We start from the raw sequence: 20,492 nt of genomic DNA on the forward strand, positions 1-20,492 counted from the left end.
ATCCCGGCCGAGCAGATCACCACGTACTTCCAGGCCGCCTCCACGGAGGCGCGCGTGTGGCGGTGGCCCACGAGGAAGGCGGTGACGATCGTGGTCGCCTCGACCGCAACCCACAGCACGCCCACGTTGGCGGTGACCACGGCCGGGCACATGGCGGCCAGGAACGCCTGCACGAGCACGTGGTAGTGCCGGACCGCACGGTCACTCGCCCGTCCGGCGGCGCGTTCGCCCGCCAGATACGCCGGGGCCGAGCCGCAGGCGATCAGGGCGATCGCACCGACGACCAGCAGCATCCAGGCGGTGAGCGCGTCCGCGCGCAGCAGCCCGGAGTACGCCCGCTGCGGTCCGTCGGCGACGACGGACATCGCGAGCAGGCTCCCGCAGACGAGGATCACGGCGGGCGAGACGAGTGCGGCCCAGTCCATGGGGTGCCGCCCCGGGACCGGCGGGGGCGGCGGTGCTTCGGCCACCAGGACCGCCACCCCACCCCCTCACCCGTCGCCGTAGGCCGGTGAGCCGCCGGCACCACAGCCGGCAGTGGTCGCCTGGTGCGTACTCCCGTCAGGGCATGCGCGCCGGCGACGAGCACCGGCGCGACGACGGGTGCGGTCAACAGCAGCGCGGCGCGGGCTCGCCGCCGGGCGACCGTCGCGGGCCGGGGCGCAGGGTTCGACGGCCGACGCTACGCCGGTGGCTTCGCCTCCGACTGGGTCGCTTTCAGGTCGGCGAGCAGCTCCGCCTGCCCCGCCAGCACGCCCGACAGGATCGAGCGTGCCACCCGCAGCAGCTCCGCCACCTCGGGACTGGTCAGCGAGTAGTACACGTTCGACCCCTCTTTGCGGGTCCGCACCAGGTTCGCCCGCCGGAGCACGGCCAGCTGCTGGGACAGGTGCGCGGGCTCGATACCCACCTCGGGCAGCATCTCCGCGACCGCGTGCTCGCGCTCGCTCAGCAGCTCCAGGACACGGATCCGGGCCGGGTGGCCCAGCGTCTTGAAGAACTCGGCCTTCAGCTGGTACAGCGGCGCGCTCATCGAGCCGCCTCCTTCTCGGCGCGCCACGGCCGCACGGGCCCGACCACACGGCGTCGCCTCCACCCACTCGTCACGTACATGCGACACATCCTCGCGCGTGGCACCGGCAGAACCGAACCCGCATCCAGGATTCAGGCCTCTTTGACCACGCCGGACATCAGCTGCATGGCGCCGAACCCGTCGGTCCTGCAGTCGATGTCGTGGCCGTCCACGCCGTCGACGCGCCGGATGCGCACCTTGGTGCCCGCCTTGACACCGGCGACCACAGTGGCGTGCTGATCCGCGCCCGCACCACTCGGGCCGACAGAGATCTCTTACTTCTGCGTGTGCTCCAGCAGGGCGGCGGAACCTACGAGTGGCCGCCGGGAAGATGCGGGGGAGGCGGTTTCGGGGCACGGTAGGGAACGAGGGGGGCGGGGCCGCTTTGGCCCGATGTCATGCGAGCATCGCCCTATCCGAAGGAAACGTGATGGCCGTAGCCACAGACATGCTCGTTCCTGCGCTGCGCGAGGTCCGTGAGTCCCAAGCCGCGCTGGCCGACCGATTCAAAGCCGACCTCGCGGTCACGCCCTCTGGGGAGTACCGGGAGATCCTGGAGCGCCGCGCCGGCGACGCCCGAGGGCACGTGTACGTCATCGACGAGCGTCTGGCCGCGTTGAAGCCACGCCGGCGCGTGCAGAACGTTCTCGGCAATGCCTGGGACATCACCAGGCAGGCGGTCCGGTTGCCCTTGGACGCGGCCATGGTCGCACCGGGCGCCCTGTTGCGGAGCCAGCAGGGCAAGGCGACGGAACAACGGCTGCTGAAGAACGTCGAGGAGGAGTACGCGGCCACCGCCTTCGCCGTGGCCATCTGCCGGGCCGCCGAGCGCATCGCCCAGGAGGCGGAGGACGCCGCCACCGCGGACCTGCTCAGCGCCGTCCGCAGTGATGGCGAGGAGACGCTGGAGGAACTCGCCGGCTGCCTCGAGCAGCAGGCCGAGGCAGCGGTGCTGGCCGCCCAGGCGGCGCTGGTCACTGATGGAGTGAGCGTCGGCGGCGCCGGCCAGACGGTCCGCGACTGGAGCACCTGGCTGAGGGAGACGGCCGAGCGCATGCCCGGCGTGGACCTGCTCCAGGGCGTGCCGGAGGGGGCCCTCATCTCGGCCGATGCGCTGCCGATCGCCGACTACCGCAGGCTCAGCGCCAGGATGATCCTCGATCGGCTCCCGCAGCTGTCGCAGACGGAACTCGCCATGGTCGGCGCGTACGAGCGTTCCCACGCGGCCCGTCCCGCGGTCCTGAGCAGGATCGCGGACCTGCTCGGGCCCGAGCCCTGGCCCGGCTACGACAGCATGAACGCGAGCGACATCCGCAAGCGGCTCGCCGATGCCGGAGAGGGCCTCACCCGCCGGGTGCTGGACTACGAGCGCCGTCATCAGGCGCGTTCCACCATCCTCGCGGCCGCCGAACGAGTGCACGCCTGAGCGCCGACGGTCCGGGCGGGGCCGGCCGCCGGACCCTCGGGCTCACGTGTCGGCGTCAGGCCGCGGCGGGCCGGAGTGTCGGTGCTGGTAGGTCCACAGCTCGTCCACGACGGCGAAGCCGAAGGAACGGAAGAGCCGGGTGGCGGCCTGCTCCTCGGAGCTGGGCCGCCGGGCGTCGTCGAGGACGAGCGCGACCTCGCCGGCGCCCTGCTCGGCCAACAGGACCAGGGCCTGACGGAGCACCTTGCGGCCCAGGCCGCGGCGCCGGCGGGCGGGCGTGGTCTCGAGCCAGTAGAGCGTCGCGGTGCGGTCGGGACCCATGCTGACCACTGCTTCGGCGACCGGTTCACCGTCCTCACGGATGATCAGCCGGTGGCCCGGGGGAAAGTCGCAGGGCAGGACGTCGGCGAACACTTTGCCCGGCGGCGGTTCGGCAGGAAGCCCGAGGTGCATGTAGCAGCCCTGGCAGCAGCCTGTGAAACCGGTCTGCACCAAGGCGTCGTGCGTGGCCCGGCGCCGAGTGCGGGGCAGACCGCCCGGCCCCAGGGCACCCGGCGGAGCGCTCACGAACGCCTCGATCCGCGGGCAGTGGGCCAGAGCGGACAGAGCGTGCCCGAGCAGGGCGCGAAGACTCGACCGGTCCTCGTGCGCGTGGATCCAGCAGATGAGACCGGTCCGCGCATCGGCCCAGGACAGATACGCGATGGTCCCGCAGGGGCGGTCCCGGGCATCGGTGAGAACGCTGATCTGCGGCCTGGCCGTCATCTCCCGCCCGACCAGGGGGAGGGGCCGCTGCCATGCCACGGCCAGCTTCTCGGGGACGCAGTGCGGTTGCCCGGGAAGCCGGTCGGCGTCGATGAGTTCTCGTACCCCCGGTACGTCCTGGGGGCGAAGGGGGCGTACGGTCGTCCCGTTCTCGGGGCTGGGCGAGGAGGTCATGCTGTCCGTCCGCGCTCGTGCTGACGTTCCTACCGGCTCCCTTTCAGCGTCCTCCGTTTGGGACGGGCTGTCACGGGAACGTCTGCGGTGCTTCGGGGCTGCCCGTTCTTCCTCGGACCGTGGCCGTGCGGAAGGGATGCGGCGGCAGAGGTCTGCCGAGCCGCGGTCAGCAGCGAGCGCACCTGGTCGATGACCGGCTGGTGCAGCGGCAGCGTCAGATGGCCGACGCCGGGCACGAGCACATTGCGGGCCTTGAGGTCGGGGTGGTCGATGCGGCCCCTGGACGCCGGAATCACGACCTCGTCGAAGTCGCTGTAGAAAGCCACGAACCGGGTGCGGCATCCCGGGGCCGGCTCGGCGAGCTCCTCCAGCAGCCCGCTTCCGGGCCGTAGCTGGCGCAGCAGCGGATGCGGCGGTGCCAGCAGGGCCGCAGCCGTCCCGCCGTGCGGTGTCGCCAGCGTGATCACCAGTGGCACATGTACGTCACCGCCCAGCGCCTGCACGTAGTACCGGGCGATCAGCCCTCCGAGGCTGTACCCGATCACGACGGCGCTCCGCCCGGGGCTGCGGGCACTCGCCAGCTCCACCTGCTCGCCCAGGACTCGTGCGGCGGCGCGGATGTCCGGGCTGAAGGCGTGGTAGCTCACCGTGACGAACGGCCCGGCGCTGAGACCGTCCAGCCCCCGCCGCAGCGGCGCGACGATCGACTCCCCGTCGCCGAGACCATGGACCAGCAGCACGGGGATGTCCCCCTGCGGCGACGGCGGTTCGTCGCTGCCGGTGCCCGGCTCGGACAGGGCGCGCACGAAGTGCCCGGCCAGCTGTCCGACGCCTCCCGCGGCGATGTCGAGCGGGAGCCGTACCAGCCGCCCGGCGGCTCTGCTTGCCTCGATACCCACGCCGCGTACCGGTGACATCCCCGGCACCGACAGATGGGGTCCGAAAGGAATAGCCGTGGCCGTTCACCTTCTCCGGCTGACCCCCCGTTTGCCCTACATAGGAAACATTGTGCGCGTGAACATCATTCCCTGACCACCGCAGCGGCTTCCCCGCAGGTCACACCCGACGCTCCGGTTCATCGGTGTCCCGGGAAGGGTGCGGGAGCGGCGGCCGCCGTGGGTTCCGGCGGGAGCGGTCGATGTCGTGCGCCGTGATGATCCCGCAGAGCCGGCCGTCGTCCATGACGAGGATGGGCAGTCCGCCCCCGTTGGCGAGGCGCTCCAGCACGGAGATCAGCAGCTCCTCCCGTGCGGCCAGCGTGCACTGGGACAGGGGCGTCGCGAGGTCTCGTACCCGCAGTGACTCGTGCCGGTCGGCCGGTACGGCGGCCAGCCGGCTCAGCTGGACGACACCACTGGGACGGCCGCCGAAGTCCACCAGCGGCACTACGGAGTGCCGCGTCCGGGCGGTCACCTCGGACAGAAAGCGGTCCACGGTCAGCCAGTCGGGACCGGTGACCACCGGAGTGGTCATGGCCTGCTCAGCCCGTACCCCACGCAGGGCCGTGACCAACTCGGCCCACCGCCGCTCGGCCGCGGCTGCGGCCGCCACGAACAGGCCGATGACCATCAGCCACAGTCCGCCGGTCATCCCCCTCAGGAACGCCAGCCAACCCACCACGCCCAGCGCCGTACCCAGGACCTGTCCGGCCCGCCCGGCCGCCCGCTGGGCTCGATCGCGATCCCCGGTACGCCACCACAGCACGGCCAGCAGCAGCCGGCCTCCGTCCAGGGGCGCGGCCGGCAGCAGGTTGAAGACGCCCAGCAGCAGGTTGGTGCCACCCAGCCAGCCCAGTACGGCAACGCCGATCCGCCAGCCCAGTACGGCTTCCACCGCGTACGCCGCGCCCACTCCGAGGCCGCCGAGGAACAGGCTGGCGAGCGGCCCGCTGACCGCGACGGTGAACGCGGCCCGTGCGGTCGTCGGCCGCTCCATCCGGGTCATTCCACCGAGCGCCCACAGCGTGACGTCCCGCACGGAGAGCCCTGCCCTGCGGGCCGTCAGCGCATGGGCCATCTCGTGCGCCACGAGGCTCACCAGCAGCAGTGCGGCGCCGGCGACCCCGGCGACCGCGTACAGGACCGGCGCCTGGCCCGGCGCGTAACCGGGGAGCGTCCGGGTGGCCAGGCCGTAGGCGAAGAGCAGCATGATCAGCGGCACACTCCAGTGCGCCCGCACTGCCAGTCCCCGGACAGTCCCGAGCAAGATCGAACCCCTCATCGCCATCACCGCCGATGGGCCGCCCTTTCGCCGCCGGCTCCCCTCCCTCCCATGGTCCGTCACCGGCCCGGACGACCGGAAACGCCCCGCCGCGCGGGGCGCAGGTCCAGTCGCAGCAGGTGTACGGTCGGCGGTCTGACCGGCCGGACGATCGCCGCCGGGCTGGTCACACGTCACGTCGACCCGGCCGACCACCGTGTCTCGGTCGTCGCCACCACTCGTGCGGGACGGGCCAGGCCGTTCTCGTCAGTGAGCGGGCCGGGTGCCGTCGGCGGATCCGTAACCGCCTCCGCCGGGCGTGCGGATCATCAGCACGTCGCCCTCCGTGACGTCCGACGTGTCGCAGCCGCGCAGCCGATGGACGCTGCCGTCGGCGCGTTCGATCAGGTTCTCGCCGAGGGCGCCGGGTTCGCCGCCGGCCATGCCGTAGGGCGGGACCCGGCGGTGACCGGAGACAACCGCGACCGTCATCGGCTCGGCGAACCGGAGCCGTCGCTCCACTCCGCACCCGCCGTGCCAGCGGCCGTTGCCGCCACTGCCCTCGCGGATGCGGAACTCCTCCACACGCACCGGGTAGCGCCACTCCAGGATCTCGGGGTCGGTCAGGCGGGAGTTGGTCATGTGGGTCTGCACGGCATCCGCGCCGTCGAAACCCTCGCCCGCACCGGCGCCGGAGGCGACCGTCTCGTAGTACTGGAAGCGCTCGTTGCCGAAGGAGACGTTGTTCATCGTGCCGGAGCCCTCGGCCTGGGCGCCCAGGACGGCGTACAGGGCGCCGGTGACGGCCTGGGAGGTCTCGACGTTTCCGGCGACGGTCGCGGCCGGACAGGCGGGCGAGAGCATGGAGCCGGCGGGGATGCGCACGTCGAGGGGCTTCAGGCAGCCGCTGTTGAGCGGGATGTCATCGGCGACGAGGGTGCGGAAGACGTACAGCACGGCTGCCATGACGACGGAGGTGGGGGCGTTCAGGTTGCCGGGCTGCTGGGGCGAGGTGCCGTTGAAGTCCAGGACGGCGCTGCGCCGTTCGCGGTCGATGCGCAGGGCGACCTGGATGACGGCGCCGTTGTCGGTCTCGTAGCGGTGCTCGCCGTCCTCGAGGGTGGCGATGATGCGGCGTACGCATTCCTCGGCGTTGTCCTGGACGTGGCGCATATAGGCGTGGACGACATCGAGGCCGAACTGGTCGATGATGCGGCGCAGTTCGTGGATGCCCTTCTCGTTGGCGGCGATCTGGGCGCGCAGGTCGGCGAGGTTGGTGTCGGGGTCTCGTGAGGGATAGCGGGCCGTGGTCAGCAGATGGCGGGTCTCGTCCTCGCGGAAGTGCCCGTCGCGCACCAGCAGCCAGTTGTCGAAGAGCACACCCTCCTCGTCGATGACGGTGCTGAACGCGGGCATGGATCCGGGGCTGATGCCGCCGATCTCGGCGTGGTGGCCGCGCGAGGCGACCAGGAAGAGGAGCCGCTCGCCCCCCGTGTCGAAGACCGGGGTGACGACGGTGATGTCGGGCAGGTGGGTGCCGCCGTGGTACGGGTCGTTGATGGCATAGACGTCGCCGGGCCGGATCGACCCCCGGTTGCGGCGCAGGACCTCCTTGATGGACTCGCCCATGGACCCCAGGTGCACGGGGATGTGGGGCGCGTTGGCGATGAGGTTGCCGTCGGGGTCGAAGAGCGCGCACGAGAAGTCGAGGCGTTCCTTGATGTTGACCGAGTGGGCGGTGCTCTCCAGCCGTACACCCATCTGCTCGGCGATGGACATGAACAGGTTGTTGAAGACCTCCAGCATCACCGGGTCGACGGTGGTGCCGACCGCCGTACGGGACGGGCGGGGGCGGGAGCGGGTGAGGACGAGGTCGCCGTGCTCGTCGGCCGTGGCCCGCCAACCGGGGTCCACGACCGTGGTCGCATCCGCCTCGGCGATGATCGCCGGACCCTCTACGCCGTCACCGGGGCGCAGGTCCTGACGTCGGTAGAGCCGGGTGGGCTGCCAGCGGCCCTCGGTGAACATCCTTACAATGTCGGCCACTTGCAGTGCGCCGGTCCGCGGCGGCAGGACGGTCGTCGTGGCGGTGCGCGGGCCGGAGGAACCGGTGGCCTCGACGGCGATGGCCTCGACGACCAGCGGCTTGTCCATGGTGAAGCCATAGCGGTCGCGGTGGTCGTGCGCGAAGTGGCCCCGCATCTCCTCGGCCGGGCCCAGCGGCACGGGCAGCGAGAAGTCGGTGCCCTCGTAGCGCAGCAGGGCGCGGGCGGCCGTGCGGACGGTGGCGTCCGGCACGCCGTCCTCGCGCAGTTGGCGGCGTGCCTGCTCCTGAAGCTCCGCGCGGACGGCCTCGACGCGGGCTGCCGTGTCCGGATGGTCGAGGGCGGCCTCGAGGGAGCGTTCGCGCAGCGCGACCGCGTCCGCCACCCCGATGCCGTAGGCGGACAGCACCCCGGCGAGCGGCGGGATCACGACGGTGTCGATGCCGAGCCGGTCGGCGACCGCGCAGGCGTGCTGGCCGCCCGCGCCACCGAAGGCGACCAGCGCGTAGCGGGTGATGTCGCGGCCGCGCTGGACGGAGATCCTCTTGACCGCGTTCGCGATGTTGAGCACGGCGATGTCGAGGAATCCCGCCGCGACCTCCTCCGGGCTGCGACGCCGCCCGGTCGCGGCGGCGGTTTGCTCGGCCAGCTCGGTGAAGCGGGCCCGGACCGCGGCCCCGTCCAGCGGCTGGTCGCCGCCCTTGCCGAACACCCGGGGGAAGAAACCGGGTTGGATGCGGCCGACCATGACGTTGGCGTCGGTGACGGTCAGCGGCCCGCCGCGCCGGTAGCAGACCGGGCCGGGGTCGGCGCCGGCCGAGTCGGGGCCGACGCGGTAGCGCATCCCGTCGAAGTGCAGGATCGAGCCACCGCCCGCGGCGACGGTGTGGATGTCGGTCATCGGCGCCCGCATCCGCACTCCGGCCACCTGGGTGCCCAGGACCCGCTCGATCTCGCCCGCGTAGTGGGACACGTCGGTCGAGGTGCCGCCCATGTCGAAGCCGATCGCCCTGTCATGGCCCGCGCCGGTGGCGGCGCGCGCCATGCCCACGACCCCACCCGCCGGGCCGGACAGCACGGCGTCCTTGCCCCGGAAGTGGCCTGCCTCGCGCAGGCCGCCCCCGGACTGCATGAACATCAGCCGCACACCGTGCAGCTCGGCGGCCACCTGGTCCACGTACTGGCGCAGGATGGGGGAGAGGTAGGCGTCGACCACGGTCGTGTCGCCCCGCGGTACCAGCTTGATCAGCGGGCTGACCTCGTGCGAGCAGCTGACCTGCGAAAAGCCGATGGCGCGGGCCGCTTTGGCGACGGCGGCCTCGTGCGCGGAATGGCGGTAGCCGTGCAGGAGGACGACCGCGGCACTGCGGAACCCGTCGGCATACGCCGCGGCCAACGCCTCCGCTGCGGCGTCCAGGCCGAGCGGGCGGATGAGTTCGCCGCGCGCGCCCACCCGCTCGTCCACCTCGATCACCCGGGCGTACAGGGCCTCCGGAAGCAGGATGCGCCGGTCGAAGATGCGGGGGCGGTTCTGGTAGGCGATGCGCAGGGCGTCCCTGAAGCCCCGGGTGACGACCAGGACGGTCGGCTCGCCGGTGTGTGTCAGCAGTGCGTTGGTGGCGACGGTGGTGCCCATCTTCACCACCTCGATCCGGTCGCCCGGAATCGGCTCGTCCGCCTCCAGGCCCAGCATGAGACGGATCCCGGCGACCGCCGCGTCCCGGTAAGCCTCCGGCTGCTCCGACAGCAGCTTGCGGCTGACCACCTCGGAATCCGGCGTCACCGCCACGACGTCGGTGAACGTGCCACCACGGTCGATCCAGAACTGCCAGCGACCACTCATGCACCCATTGTCCGCCGTCGACCGGTGACCGGCCGGTCAGTGACAGGCCTCTTACGAGGTATTTCTGACGAAATGTGATCAAATAAATGCGTATGGTGACGCACGCGCGGTCTGCAGGCAAGGAGCACCGGAGAGTGAAGCTTCAGCAGAAGGGCGGACTGTCCACCCTGGCGGTGGGCTCGGCGCTCGTCTCCGGCGCGCTGGTCCTGACGGCCTGCGGCTCGAAGGGCAGCCCACAGCCCTCCGGGAGATCGTCCACGGCTGCCTCACCCGCCGCCACGGCTGCCATCGGTGTCAAGTGCGGCACGGCGGCCGCTGTGTCGGCCTCCGGTTCGACGGCGCAGGAGTTCGCGATGCAGTTCTGGATCAGGAACTACACGCGGGTCTGCCCCGGCACCCGGATCAGCTACGACGGCAACGGCTCCGGCGCCGGCCAGAACGACTTCCTCAACGGAAAGACCGCCTTCGCCGGTTCCGACTCCGCACTGAGCGCCGCCCAGATCAACCAGTCCAAGAGCGTCTGCTCCCACGGTGGCCACGCCATCGATCTGCCCGTGGTCGGCGCACCGATCGCGATCGGCTACAACCTGCCGGGGATCAGGAAACTGGTCCTGGACGCCCCCGCCCTCGCCAAGATCTTCGACTCGCAGGTAACCACGTGGAACGATCCGGCGATCGCGAAGCTCAACCCCGGCACCAAACTGCCGTCCACGCCGATCCAGGCCTTGCACCGCTCGGATTCCTCCGGCACGACGGACAACTTCACTTCCTACCTGAGCGCCGCCGCCGCGAGCGCCTGGCCGTACGGACACAACAAGGAGTGGGCGGCCAAGGGCGGTCGGTCCGCGAAGGGTTCCTCGGGTCTCGCCGAACAGGTGAAGAAGACGGTGGGCGCCATCGGCTATGTCGAGCTGACCCATGCGGTCACCCGCAACATTCCCATGGTGTCGATCGCCACCGGAGCCTCCACCCCGGTCGCCCCCAGTGTCCTCACGGCGTCCAAGGCGATCGCCGATGCCAAGATCACGGACTCCGGCGCCGATCTGGTGCTGAAATTCGACTACACGACCAAGGCCCCGGGCGCCTACCCCATCGACATGGTCACGTACGAGATCGTCTGCGACAAGGGCAACAAGCCGGCCACCTTGTCCGCCACCAAGGCGTTCCTGACGTACATCGCCGACTCCCAGGGCCAACAGGACCTGAGCTTCCAGGGCTACGCGACGCTCCCGGCCACCATCGTGGAGAAGGTGCGCAACGAGATCAGCACCTTGTCCTGACCGCGACGTGGTCGCACCCCACGTCGGCCTCGGCGACCATGCGCGCGCGAACAGCAGGGTTCATGGAGCAACCGGCTCGTGGGCCGGCACGGCCATCGTCGTACCTGACATCAGTACGGCGAGCCCGCGTCCCTTCCGGCGAACGCGGACCCCAGCGCCTTCCAGTACTGCTTGGCCAACCTCCGGGCCGGTCTTTCCCTCTTCCTCAGTGAGTGAGAGGGGGGCACCATGAGGGCGAGCTGGCAGCGGGTGGTGGCCGTCGGTGTATGTGGGGGAGTGCTCGGATGCGGGGGCCTGACGCAGTCGGCCGTGGCCGGGCAAGACCCTCCGACGATCAGCCAGGCGTATGCGAACCCACGCCCCGGTGAGGCCATCGGGATCGATCTGCTCAACTACGAACGGAAACCGGGCGTGCACCTGGTGGCCGAATCGCCGGTCTTCGCGGCCCCGGTCCCGATGGACGACCGCGCGGGGGACACCGGTGGCGAGGGCGTCAAGGCGCCCATCCCGGTGTCGGCCAAGCCCGGATCGTATCCGCTCGTCGTCAAGGCCGGTCGCAAGGTCGTCGCCCGTGACACCATCAACGTCAAGCCGCCGAGGCGTCCGTCCATCGAAGTGGACGGAGTCGGCGCGGTGCGCCCGGGTACCAAGGTGAACCTGTTCTTCGACGACCTGTTCCCCGGAGAGACCGGCACGTCCTTCACGGCCCATTCCACGGCGTTCGCCACGCCCGTCCGCCTCGCCCACGACAAGGAGTCCTGGAACAACACCCGTTCGTTCAACGCTTTTGGCGTGCAGCTGCGGCACGCCCTGCGCGATGGGTCGTACCCGGTGTGGGTGACCGGTGCGGGCGGGACGCGGAAGGCGGAGACCCGGCTGGACGTCCGCTCGGCCCGTCCGGGCGACGACGACTATCTGGGCAAGGCCAGGGGCCCGGCCTTCTTCGGGCAGCAGGGATATGTGTTCAGCGCCCGGCTCAGGGGCTTCACGGTCGGGGCGGGCCGGACGGTGTATGTCAGGTGGCAGGACGCGCATCCGGACCCCGGGGAGGAGCAACTGACCGCGACCTCACCGGCGTTCCGTTCCCCTGCCAAGCTGGCGCCCGACGTCGTCAAGGGCCATGAGGGCGAAGACCCGCTCTTCTGGGGCCCGGCGCGGATCAAGCCCGACCTGGCGCCCGGCGCGTATCCCGTCACTGTCGTCAGCCACCACGGGCGCGTGACGAAGACCAGCTACCTCACCGTCACCCAGGACCCTGCTCGCCGCGGCGGCGAGGACGGACCGCCTGCCTCCGTGTGGCTGGGCGCGGGCATCGGAGCCGTCGCGGTGGGCGCCGCCGCTGCCGTGCTGCTGGTCAGGAGGCGCGGTAGGACGTCCCTGTCCTGACCCGGCGAACGGGGGACGGCCACCGACGACAACCACCACTGCGGCATGGTGCACAGCGGCGCCACCAGCGCAGTCATCGGTATGTCAACGGGATGTGAACACCGGTGCCTAGCGTCTGATGCGTTCGTTGCCCGGCAGGTTCACAACCCCAGGGGGAATTCACGCAATGTCGAAAACGAGCAGGATCGCACGGGTCGTTCGCACCGCCGCCGTAGCTGCCGCGATGAGCGCCGGCACCGCCGTCGCGTTCCCCTCCGCCGCGCACGCGGCCGACGCAGAGCACTACTACATCGAGATCGGCGGTACCGGCCCCACGTCGCACGTGCCGGAATGCGCCACCACGACGACCTCCTACGACAACGCGAACAACGCTCTCCAGCTCGGCGACCACGCGATCAAGGTGTGCTACCCGGCCACCGCCGGCCCCTTCATCGGCCCCAACGGCCCCCTCGTCGACCTCACGAACCTACAGTTCCACCCCGACAGCGCCACCGCACCGAACTACGACTCCAGCGTCCAGCAGGGCTACCAGGAGGGGTTGCGCGTGGCGGAGGGGACCCACCGCGACCACCCTGAGGCCACCATCACGATCACCGGCTATTCGCAAGGCGCCCAGGCGGCCGACGAAGTCCTCCGGACCATCGCGAACGGAGGCACGAGCATCCCGCTCTCGCAGGTCGACGGCATGCTCTACGCCGACCCGATGCAGCCCGGCACGGGCTTCACCGCACAGGTCCCGAAGGGGTGGGGCGTGCCGGGGTTCACCTCGCCCGGCGCCGGGCCGGCCGAGTTCAACGGCATCCCCGTCACGCGGTACTGCATCCACGGCGACCCGGTCTGCGACGCGTCCCTGCTGAACGCGCCCGGGTACTTCAGCCTGCACCCGAAGTACCCGGAGGCCGGTAACGTCATCGCCCAGACCCTCGCCGATCACGGTGGCGACGGGATCCAGTGGCGGAACGCCGACGGGAACCCCGCGTAGGGCTCCTGACGCAGGGGGCCACGGGGAGAGCCGGGGGGAGAGGGAGCGTGGTCCGGCCGGGGGTGCCCCGGCCGGACCGGCTTCGCTCGGGACGCTATGACTCGTCGGCTCCCGGTTGTCGTTCCTGCCGGCGGCGGTCGAGGTCGTCCAGAGCGCGGGAGATGCGCGCGCGGTGGGCATCGCCGACCGGCAGGTCGGTGGCGCGCTCGAAGAAGTCGCGCGCCCCGGCGAGTTCTTCCGCCACGGCGCCGTGCCAGATCAGCCGATGGCGTATCGCGATCTCCGAGGCGGTGCCGGTCTGCTCGTCCAGTACCGCGTGTGACCGGCGACGGAGTTCGGCGGCCGCCTCCGGGTGGCCCAGGTCGGCTTCCGCCGCGGACAGCCTGCCCAGGACCGCGGAGTACAGGGGGATGTCGCCAAGCCGCCTGGCCAGGTCCTCGGCCTTCCCTAGGGTGCCGACGGCCTCGGCCGGCCGCCCGAGGTCGAGTTGGAGACGACCGAGGCGGAGCAGCGTCTTGCCGAGGAGCCTGGGACTGCCCCCCTTCTCGGCAAGGGCGATCGCCTCCAGGTAGCGGTTGTAGGCCTTGTCGTACTCTCCGAGCTGGTGGTGTACGTCGCCGACGCGCGTCATGACCGAACCGGTGAGCCAGTCGTCGTGCGTCAACTCCCCTGCCAGTCGGAGGACTTCGGCGAAATGGCCCATGGACTCGGCGATCCGCCCCTCGAGATTGGCGAATGTTCCGAGACCGGCCGCGGCTCTGGCCTGCTCATGCCGGTCACCGGTCCGGCGACTGATGTCCAGCGCTTGCGTGAACCAGGTGCGGGCCTGCCGGTAACGGCCCTGCAGCCCGTTCAGGATGCCCAGAGCCGTGCGCAGCGCGGAGTCCATCCGCCGGTCGGTGGCCTGACCGGCCATCGGCAGCAGCATCTCCAGCGCGGTGCGGCACTCGTGGAACCGGCCCTGGCGGGTCAGGTAGTCGACCAGGCCCTCGGCGATCCAACAGGCCTCGTCCAGCCGGCCCACGGCCGCGGCCTGTCCGATCACGTCGACCAGTTCACCGCCCGCCTCGTCCAGCCAGGCCGTGGCCTCCTCCCAGTCCGCGAAGGGTCCGATGTCCTGCGGGCCGGTCGGAAAGGACGAGGTGCCCCAGTCGCTGGCGCGGCGGGCGGCTGCCACGTACAGCCGGAACACACCGCCCTGGGCCGCCGGGACCTCGTCGGGCGATGCGGTGGCGACGCGTCGGGCATAGACCGCCATCAAGTCGTGCAGCCGGTAGCGGTCGGCGGTCACCCGCTGCACCAGACTCGCCTCGGCCAGGCTCTCCAGGGCGCGCTCGGCGTCGGAGGGCGTCCAGTCGAGCAGGGCGGCCAGCGTCAGCCGGTCCAGCCGCACGGTGGGTGACAGGCCCAGGGCACGGAAGGCACGCCGCTCGGCGGCCGGAAGCTGCTCGTAGGAGATCCGGAACGCGGCTTCCACGCTGCGGTCCTCCACCGCCAACTCGTCGAGCCGGCGCTCGTCGTCGGCCAGTCGCACCGCCAGGGCGTCCACCGCCCACGACGGGCGGTCCTGTATCCGTGCCCCGACGATACGCAACGCCAGCGGAAGCCGACCGCACAACGTGGCGAGTTCGCGTGCGGCCGCACGCTCGTGGTCGGATGCGGCGACCCCCTCCTCGCCGCCGACGATCCGGGTCAGCAGGTCCGCCGCCTCGTCGACACCGAGAGGGGACAGCGAGACCCTGCGGTCCGCGTCCAGCCCCGTCAGGCGTCGGCGGCTCGTCACCATCACCATGCTGCCGGAACCAGCGGGCAACAGCGGTCGTACCTGCTCGGCGCGGGAGGCGTCGTCGAGTACGAGCAGCAGCCGAAGGGAAGCGGTCGCCGCCCGCCACGAGGCGGCCAACTCGTCCAGGTCCTCGGAGTCCTCCCCGTCACCGGCACCCACCGCCCGCAGCAACCGGCGCAGTACGCGTTGCCGCCCCATCGCCTCACGGTCCTCACGGTGGCCGTGCAGGTCCACGAACAGGCAGCCGTCGGGATACCGGTCCCGCAGCGCTCGCGCCGCGCGCACCACCAGAGCGGTCTTCCCGACTCCGGCCATGCCGTCCACCGCCCGGACGGTGACCGCCCGCGCGTCGGCAGGCGCGACGAGAAGTCGAAGCTCTCGGTCCCGGCCAGTGAAGTTGCCTGTTTCAACGGGCAGTTCATGCCGCATCCGGCGCTTCTGGCGAGCCTGATCCGGACGCCGAGGCCCGGTCGGCCGATGGGGCATGTGTTCCGTCGTCCGCCCCTGCCGTGGCGCGGTGTCGCCGAGCAGCAACGAGTCGTCGCCACGGAGGACCGCCTCGTGCACCCGTCGCAGTTCGACGCCGGGCTCCACCCCCTGCCCGTCCACCAGACGGCGCCGCACCGCGGCGTAGACGTCCAGCGCGTCGGCCTGCCGGTTGCCGGCATGCAGGGCACGCATGAGCAGGGCGGCCAGCGCCTCGTTGTAGGGGTGGGCCGTCGTCAGGGAGAAGAGTTCCCCCACGGCCCGGGCGTGGTGTCCCGCTCGGAGCTGGCAGTCCGCCTTGTCCTGGAGCAACAGGAGCCGCTGTTCCGTCAGCCGCAACCGCTCCCCTTCCGCGAAGGGCCCCACGATCCCGGCCAGGGGCTCGCCGCGAAACAGTGCCAGCGCCCGGGACCACGCGTCCACCGCCGCGTCCAGGTCTCCGGAATCCCGCGCCGCGCGCCCTTCGGCCGCGATCTCCTCGCACCGCGCCACATCCGTGCACGCACTTCTCGGGGCGAAGCGGTAGCCGCCGCGGACGGTGTCGATCACGGAATTCGCCGAGCCGTTTCCACGAGCATCCAGGCGCCGTCTCAACCGGTGGACGTAGACCGGGATCACTCTGCTGCCCGTGCCGGGGGGCTCGCCACCCCACACCCCGTCGAGCAGCTGCTGCCTGCTGACCGTCCTGCCTGGCCGAAGCAGCAGGGCGATCAGGAGCGCCTGTTCACGCACCGGCCCGAGCTCCAGACTCGCGTCGCCACGCCAGGCCTGGAGCGGCCCGAGCAGAGCGAATCGAAGTTGCTGATTTGCATCCGTGGATAACTCGCGCGGAATCGGCACGCGGCGAGTCTATCCAGCCTCCACCCACCCCACGGCCACCCCCACAAGACCTGCGCCTATCGGATACGACGGCACCACACGGCTTCTGTGCAACAGAGCAAGAACTCCTTTGCTGTCAGGGCGACTTGCTCTCCCTCCACGGCCACGGGAGGGGCGGACGTCAGCGAGCCCGTCCCGAACAGGTGCCACAGCGCGTCACGGAACGCCGTCGCCACACTGATCGCGACGTACGAGCAGCCGCAGCCCGATCGCCAGCGCGAGCATCGGCACTCCGAACTGGGCCAGGGGCATCGTCACTCATGCTACCTGCCGCGTACTACGTGACAAGTAGTATCGCGGCTCGTATCATGAGAGGCCGGAGGCAAGGAGACCCATGCACAGCAACGATGCCCAGATGCTCGTGCTCACCGTCCTCGCGGACGGTCCGCTGCACGGATACGCCATCAACACCGCTATCGAAGAACTCACCGGTCACAAACTCGGCCCCGGCAGCCTCTACGGCGCGCTCTCCCGGCTGGAGGCACGCGAACTGATCCGGCCCGCGGAGCAGGGGCCCGAGACCCAGGAACGACACCGCACCATGCAGATCACCGATGCGGGCCGTGACCAACTGCGCGCCGAGCTCGAGCAGATGGCCCGCATCTCCGCCGCCGGCCTGCGCGCACTGGGGATCACCCCGGCATGAGCGCGGGCGTGCTGCTGACCCGGCTCTACCCGCCGGCCGTACGCGAGCGATGGGGCGAGGACATCAGCCACGAGGTGTCCGCCGCCGGAATCCGCTCCTGGCCCGACACCCTCGCGGGGGCCGCGCGGCTGTGGCTGCGCCCCGGCGACTGGCCGGAGACGTCCGCCGGCCAGACCCGCCGCGTGCTGACCGTCGCGCTGTTCGCGCTCACCGCGGCCACCGGGCTGCTGCTGCGCTCTGCCGAGCCCTCCACCACCCTCACGGCCGACATCCACCACCCCGCCACCAGCCTGTGGCTCGCCCCGCTCCTGCTCGGCATCGGCCTTGCCGTACCGCTCCCACCTCTGCGCGGCGCAGCACTGCGCACCCTGACCGCCACGGCGACGCGCACTCTGGCAGCCCCTGCCCTCGTCGTGGCGGCCCTGTGTCTGATGGCGTGGAGCGGCATGGCCGAACACCTCACCGGTCTCGCCGACGCCGCCGCGGTCACCTACTACTGGCTCTCGCTCGGATTCGTCGCACTGCGCCTGTGCGTCCTCGTCGCCCGCATCGCCGGAACCGCTCACCTGCCGACGACGCGCCGGCTGTCCACGGCCCTGCTGTACATCGGGACCGGACTGGCCCTCTCCGCGAGCCAGAATCTCCTCGCTGCCCTCCGGACCGCTCCTCGCCCCGGTTCCCTCGCCGAGGGCGTGGCGCTGGGCCTCCTGGCCGCCGCAGCCCTCAGCATCGGCCACGACCTGCGGCGCAGGAAGGCGTAGCCCCCGGCAGAAGCCCGATGTTGCAGTCTGCCCCGCATTGTTCCGGGGCGTCTCACCCCACCTGTCCATGGCTGATCGAGGAGCCGCAGATGGCCGTCGTAGCCCCGAAGGTCGTTGTCGTGGTGCCGACCTACAACGAGCGGGACAACCTGCCCGTCCTGGCCGGCCTGCTCGCGGAACTGCCCGTGCCGAACCTGCATCTGCTCGTGGTCGACGACAACTCACCCGACGGCACGGGCGAGGTCGCCGACGAACTCGCCGCTGGGGCACCGGACACCGTCGGCGTGCTCCACCGCACCGCCAAAGACGGGCTCGGGCGCGCCTACGTCGCAGGGATGGCCCGTGCCCTGGACGAGGCCGCCGATGTGGTGGTCCAGATGGACGCCGATCTCTCGCACCCGGTCTCGGCGATCCCCGCCATGGTCGACACGCTGCGGACGAAGGACGCCGCCGTCGTGCTCGGCTCCCGGTACGTGGCAGGCGGCTGCGTCGCCACCGATTGGCCGTGGCGCCGCAAGGCCCTGTCCGCCTGGGCCAACCTCTACGTCAACGCGATCCTGCGACTGCACGTGAGGGACGCCACCGCCGGATTCAAGGCGTGGCGGGCCGATACCCTGCGAGCGATCGACCTCTCGTCCGTCCACAGCAACGGGTACTCGTTCCAGGTCGAGATGAACTACCGCACCGTCAAGCGGGGCCTGACCATCCTCGAGGTGCCGATCCGTTTCGAGGAACGCACGCGAGGCGCGTCGAAGATGAGCCTCGGTGTGCAGCTCGAATCCGCACTCACCCCGTGGAGACTACGCTTCGGAACCACGCCGGGCTGAGACCTCCTGCAGGCCAGGCGGGCCCGGCCGACCGCCCCGGCCGCCGCTCTCGCCCCTCGTCACGGCCTACCCCGCGCGATCATGCCTGACGTGAGAGAGGCCGGGATCGGTGTGAGACTGGGCACGGAAGGGGTGATCTCCGTGCCGGACCCACCGCACGCGTCCGCCGGTCCCGTCACCGCTGTCGACGAGAATCGGCTGGCAGCGCTGATCACCGAGGCGCAGACGGCTCTGCCGGTCGAACTGCCCGACCTGGCGAACCGGTGCGCCGCGGCCCTCGGCCTGGACAGCGCGCTGATCTACCTCGTCGACCTCCGGCAACGGCTGCTCATCCCCCTCGACGAGGCCTTGGAGCCGCTGCCGGTGGAGGGCTCGTCGGGCGGCTGGGCGTACCGCACACTCTCCCCGCAGGTGGCCGACGCCCACGACGGCTCGATCGTCTGGGTGCCTCTGGTCGACGGTGCGGAGCGGCTCGGTGTGGTGGCGGTGGGAACCACCCTGCCCGACGAGGCGCGGATGCGCCGCAGCCGGATGCTGGCCGATGTGTTCGCCATGCTGATCACCTCCAAGCGCGCCTACAGCGACTGGCTCGCCGCCCGCACCCGCACCGCGACCATGGCGCTGCCCGCCGAGATGCTGCGGGCCTTCCTGCCGCCCCACACGGTCGGCAGCAGAAGGTGCGTCTCTACGGCGGTCCTGGAACCGGCGTACGACATCGCAGGCGACGCCTTCGACCACTCGGTGGTCAAGAACATCCTGCACACCATGATCCTCGACGGCATGGGTCACGATCTGACCGCCGGCCTGACCACGTCGGTGGCCATGGCGGCGGTGCGCAACGCCCGCCGCAGCGGTGGCGACCTCGCTGACATCGTCGGCTCCGTCGACCAGGCGCTCGCCCACTGGCTGCCCGATCACTTCTGCACAGGTGTGGTGTGCCGGCTCGACGCGGAAACCGGGGTACTGCGCTGGGTCAACTGCGGTCACCCGCCGCCCCTGCTGATCCGCGCCGAGCGAGTGCTCGAGGGGGCGCTGGACAGCCCCCCGCAGCCACCGATCGGCCTGGCTGGGGAACTCCCCGGAGCGCGGCACGTCCACGAGGTGGTACTGGAACCGGGCGACTGCGTCCTGCTCTACACCGACGGTGTCGTGGAGGCTCGCGATGCGGCCGGCGCGGAGTTCGGCCTCGACCGGTTCACCGACTTCATCATCCGCTCCTCCGCCGCCGGACAACGCCCGGCAGAGGTCCTGCGGTTGCTCATCCACGCCATCCTCGGCCACCAGCGCAACCAACTGCGGGACGACGTGACCATCCTGCTCTTCGAATGGCGCCCGCAGCTGTGACGCCGTACGGCGCCCACCGGCTGCCATTCGAGCGACCACGCTGAGCCGATCGGCGGCTCCTCGCGGCCACTCGCGAGTGGTGGCCTGATCACGCGCGTGGACGAGGGCGGGCGGGTGACGGAGCGGGGCCGTCCTGCGCAGGAGATATGCGGCTGGGCGGCCGAGGAAACCGTCGGCCGGTCCGTTGTGGTCCGGTGGCTGTCGCCGGTGCGGGCGAGGAGCGACCCTCGTGTCGTCACCGGTCGCTTTTGCGATGCAAGGGCCGTCGTACGGCGAGGAAGCGGCCGTTGCGCCGTCGATGACATCGGCGACTCCTCAACCTCATCGGCGTAGTGGAACGCAGCTGCGGGCAGCGCCTTGAAGTGCCGGGCCGGGCCGACCTGTTGGCCGTGTCGCCGGGGAGGCTGGGAAGCAACTCTGCTGTTGCCGCGCCGCGTTGGCGGGTGCGGGCCGTGAAGCCGTGGCCCGGGGGGTGGAACCTGGCGCTCGCCTGTGTCCGTGCTGGTGCACGCCCGCAACGGCGGGCGCGGAAGGAGTCTGGCGCCGAAGGGGCGCAACTGCGTCAGGGCTCAGTCCGGTTCCTAGTCGGCC

14 protein-coding genes and 2 pseudogenes are annotated in these 20,492 nt (G+C 71.1%); 8 read left to right on the plus strand and 8 right to left on the minus strand.

The window, feature by feature from the left end; all coding sequences use genetic code 11:
• From ACWC2T_RS36915 to ACWC2T_RS36925, 3 genes and pseudogenes are all read right to left on the minus strand, one after another.
• Positions 1-470 (minus strand): annotated as a pseudogene (locus ACWC2T_RS36915) (proton-conducting transporter membrane subunit); the annotation flags it as partial.
• 212 nt (positions 471-682) lie between these two features.
• Complete coding sequence (locus ACWC2T_RS36920; protein WP_450674706.1) at positions 683-1,033, minus strand: ArsR/SmtB family transcription factor; 351 nt, start codon at positions 1,031-1,033, stop codon at positions 683-685.
• Positions 1,034-1,164: 131 nt separating this feature from the next.
• A pseudogene (locus tag ACWC2T_RS36925) lies at positions 1,165-1,293 on the minus strand (PhnA domain-containing protein); the annotation flags it as partial.
• 209 nt (positions 1,294-1,502) lie between these two features.
• Here ACWC2T_RS36925 and ACWC2T_RS36930 point away from each other — a divergent pair.
• The gene (locus tag ACWC2T_RS36930) at positions 1,503-2,498 is read left to right on the plus strand and encodes a hypothetical protein (RefSeq protein WP_450674707.1); all 996 of its coding nucleotides are present in this window, start codon (positions 1,503-1,505) and stop codon (positions 2,496-2,498) included.
• Positions 2,499-2,540: 42 nt separating this feature from the next.
• Here the strand turns inward: ACWC2T_RS36930 and ACWC2T_RS36935 are convergent, their stop codons facing one another.
• From ACWC2T_RS36935 to ACWC2T_RS36950, 4 genes are all read right to left on the minus strand, one after another.
• Complete coding sequence (locus tag ACWC2T_RS36935; RefSeq protein ID WP_450674708.1) at positions 2,541-3,437, minus strand: GNAT family N-acetyltransferase; 897 nt, start codon at positions 3,435-3,437, stop codon at positions 2,541-2,543.
• A gap of 29 nt (positions 3,438-3,466) precedes the next feature.
• On the minus strand, positions 3,467-4,336 hold the full coding sequence (locus tag ACWC2T_RS36940) for an esterase/lipase family protein (protein ID WP_450674709.1): 870 nt from the start codon (positions 4,334-4,336) through the stop codon (positions 3,467-3,469).
• Between the two features lie 157 nt (positions 4,337-4,493).
• Positions 4,494-5,657 carry a site-2 protease family protein gene (locus tag ACWC2T_RS36945; protein ID WP_450674710.1) on the minus strand — a complete coding sequence of 388 codons (1,164 nt, stop codon included), beginning with the start codon at positions 5,655-5,657 and terminating at the stop codon, positions 4,494-4,496.
• 246 nt (positions 5,658-5,903) lie between these two features.
• Positions 5,904-9,524 carry a hydantoinase B/oxoprolinase family protein gene (locus tag ACWC2T_RS36950; RefSeq protein WP_450674711.1) on the minus strand — a complete coding sequence of 1,207 codons (3,621 nt, stop codon included), beginning with the start codon at positions 9,522-9,524 and terminating at the stop codon, positions 5,904-5,906.
• A 134-nt stretch (positions 9,525-9,658) separates the two neighbouring features.
• Here ACWC2T_RS36950 and pstS point away from each other — a divergent pair, with 134 nt between their 5' ends.
• From pstS to ACWC2T_RS36965, 3 genes are all read left to right on the plus strand, one after another.
• On the plus strand, positions 9,659-10,804 hold the full coding sequence (pstS, locus tag ACWC2T_RS36955; RefSeq protein ID WP_450674712.1) for a phosphate ABC transporter substrate-binding protein PstS: 1,146 nt from the start codon (positions 9,659-9,661) through the stop codon (positions 10,802-10,804).
• Between the two features lie 309 nt (positions 10,805-11,113).
• Positions 11,114-12,190, plus strand: a complete 1,077-nt coding sequence (locus ACWC2T_RS36960) for a hypothetical protein (RefSeq protein WP_450674713.1) — start codon at positions 11,114-11,116, stop codon at positions 12,188-12,190.
• Between the two features lie 223 nt (positions 12,191-12,413).
• Complete coding sequence (locus tag ACWC2T_RS36965) at positions 12,414-13,172, plus strand: cutinase family protein (protein ID WP_450674714.1); 759 nt, start codon at positions 12,414-12,416, stop codon at positions 13,170-13,172.
• 94 nt (positions 13,173-13,266) lie between these two features.
• On the opposite strand, the gene ACWC2T_RS36970 is transcribed toward ACWC2T_RS36965, so the two are convergent.
• Entirely contained in the window at positions 13,267-16,176 is a 2,910-nt protein-coding gene (locus ACWC2T_RS36970) for an AfsR/SARP family transcriptional regulator (protein ID WP_450674715.1), read from the minus strand.
• Between the two features lie 481 nt (positions 16,177-16,657).
• Here ACWC2T_RS36970 and ACWC2T_RS36975 point away from each other — a divergent pair, with 481 nt between their 5' ends.
• The 4 genes from ACWC2T_RS36975 (at position 16,658) to ACWC2T_RS36990 (ending at position 19,901) form a co-directional block, all read left to right on the plus strand.
• Positions 16,658-16,969: a PadR family transcriptional regulator gene (locus ACWC2T_RS36975; RefSeq protein WP_450674716.1), complete on the plus strand. Its 312-nt coding sequence runs from the start codon at positions 16,658-16,660 to the stop codon at positions 16,967-16,969.
• Positions 16,966-17,730 (plus strand): hypothetical protein, encoded by a 765-nt coding sequence (locus ACWC2T_RS36980; protein ID WP_450674717.1) that lies wholly within the window; start codon positions 16,966-16,968, stop codon positions 17,728-17,730. The genes ACWC2T_RS36975 and ACWC2T_RS36980 overlap by 4 nt, the downstream gene beginning before the upstream one ends.
• A gap of 89 nt (positions 17,731-17,819) precedes the next feature.
• Complete coding sequence (locus ACWC2T_RS36985; protein ID WP_450674718.1) at positions 17,820-18,557, plus strand: polyprenol monophosphomannose synthase; 738 nt, start codon at positions 17,820-17,822, stop codon at positions 18,555-18,557.
• Between the two features lie 81 nt (positions 18,558-18,638).
• Complete coding sequence (locus ACWC2T_RS36990; RefSeq protein WP_450674719.1) at positions 18,639-19,901, plus strand: PP2C family protein-serine/threonine phosphatase; 1,263 nt, start codon at positions 18,639-18,641, stop codon at positions 19,899-19,901.
• Positions 19,902-20,492 lie beyond the last annotated feature (591 nt).

It is taken from the genome of Streptomyces sp. NPDC001393 (genome assembly GCF_053597455.1).

Bases quoted from the DNA above. Each gene is read 5' to 3' on its own strand.
- ACWC2T_RS36990 (WP_450674719.1), top strand. From the start codon at position 18,639: ATGCCTGACGTGAGAGAGGCCGGGATCGGTGTGAGACTGGGCACGGAA.
- ACWC2T_RS36980 (WP_450674717.1), top strand. From the start codon at position 16,966: ATGAGCGCGGGCGTGCTGCTGACCCGGCTCTACCCGCCGGCCGTACGC.
- ACWC2T_RS36985 (WP_450674718.1), top strand. From the start codon at position 17,820: ATGGCCGTCGTAGCCCCGAAGGTCGTTGTCGTGGTGCCGACCTACAAC.
- ACWC2T_RS36930 (WP_450674707.1), top strand. From the start codon at position 1,503: ATGGCCGTAGCCACAGACATGCTCGTTCCTGCGCTGCGCGAGGTCCGT.
- ACWC2T_RS36965 (WP_450674714.1), top strand. From the start codon at position 12,414: ATGAGCGCCGGCACCGCCGTCGCGTTCCCCTCCGCCGCGCACGCGGCC.
- ACWC2T_RS36935 (WP_450674708.1), bottom strand. From the start codon at position 3,437: ATGACCTCCTCGCCCAGCCCCGAGAACGGGACGACCGTACGCCCCCTT.
- ACWC2T_RS36945 (WP_450674710.1), bottom strand. From the start codon at position 5,657: ATGAGGGGTTCGATCTTGCTCGGGACTGTCCGGGGACTGGCAGTGCGG.
- ACWC2T_RS36950 (WP_450674711.1), bottom strand. From the start codon at position 9,524: ATGAGTGGTCGCTGGCAGTTCTGGATCGACCGTGGTGGCACGTTCACC.
- ACWC2T_RS36920 (WP_450674706.1), bottom strand. From the start codon at position 1,033: ATGAGCGCGCCGCTGTACCAGCTGAAGGCCGAGTTCTTCAAGACGCTG.
- ACWC2T_RS36975 (WP_450674716.1), top strand. From the start codon at position 16,658: ATGCACAGCAACGATGCCCAGATGCTCGTGCTCACCGTCCTCGCGGAC.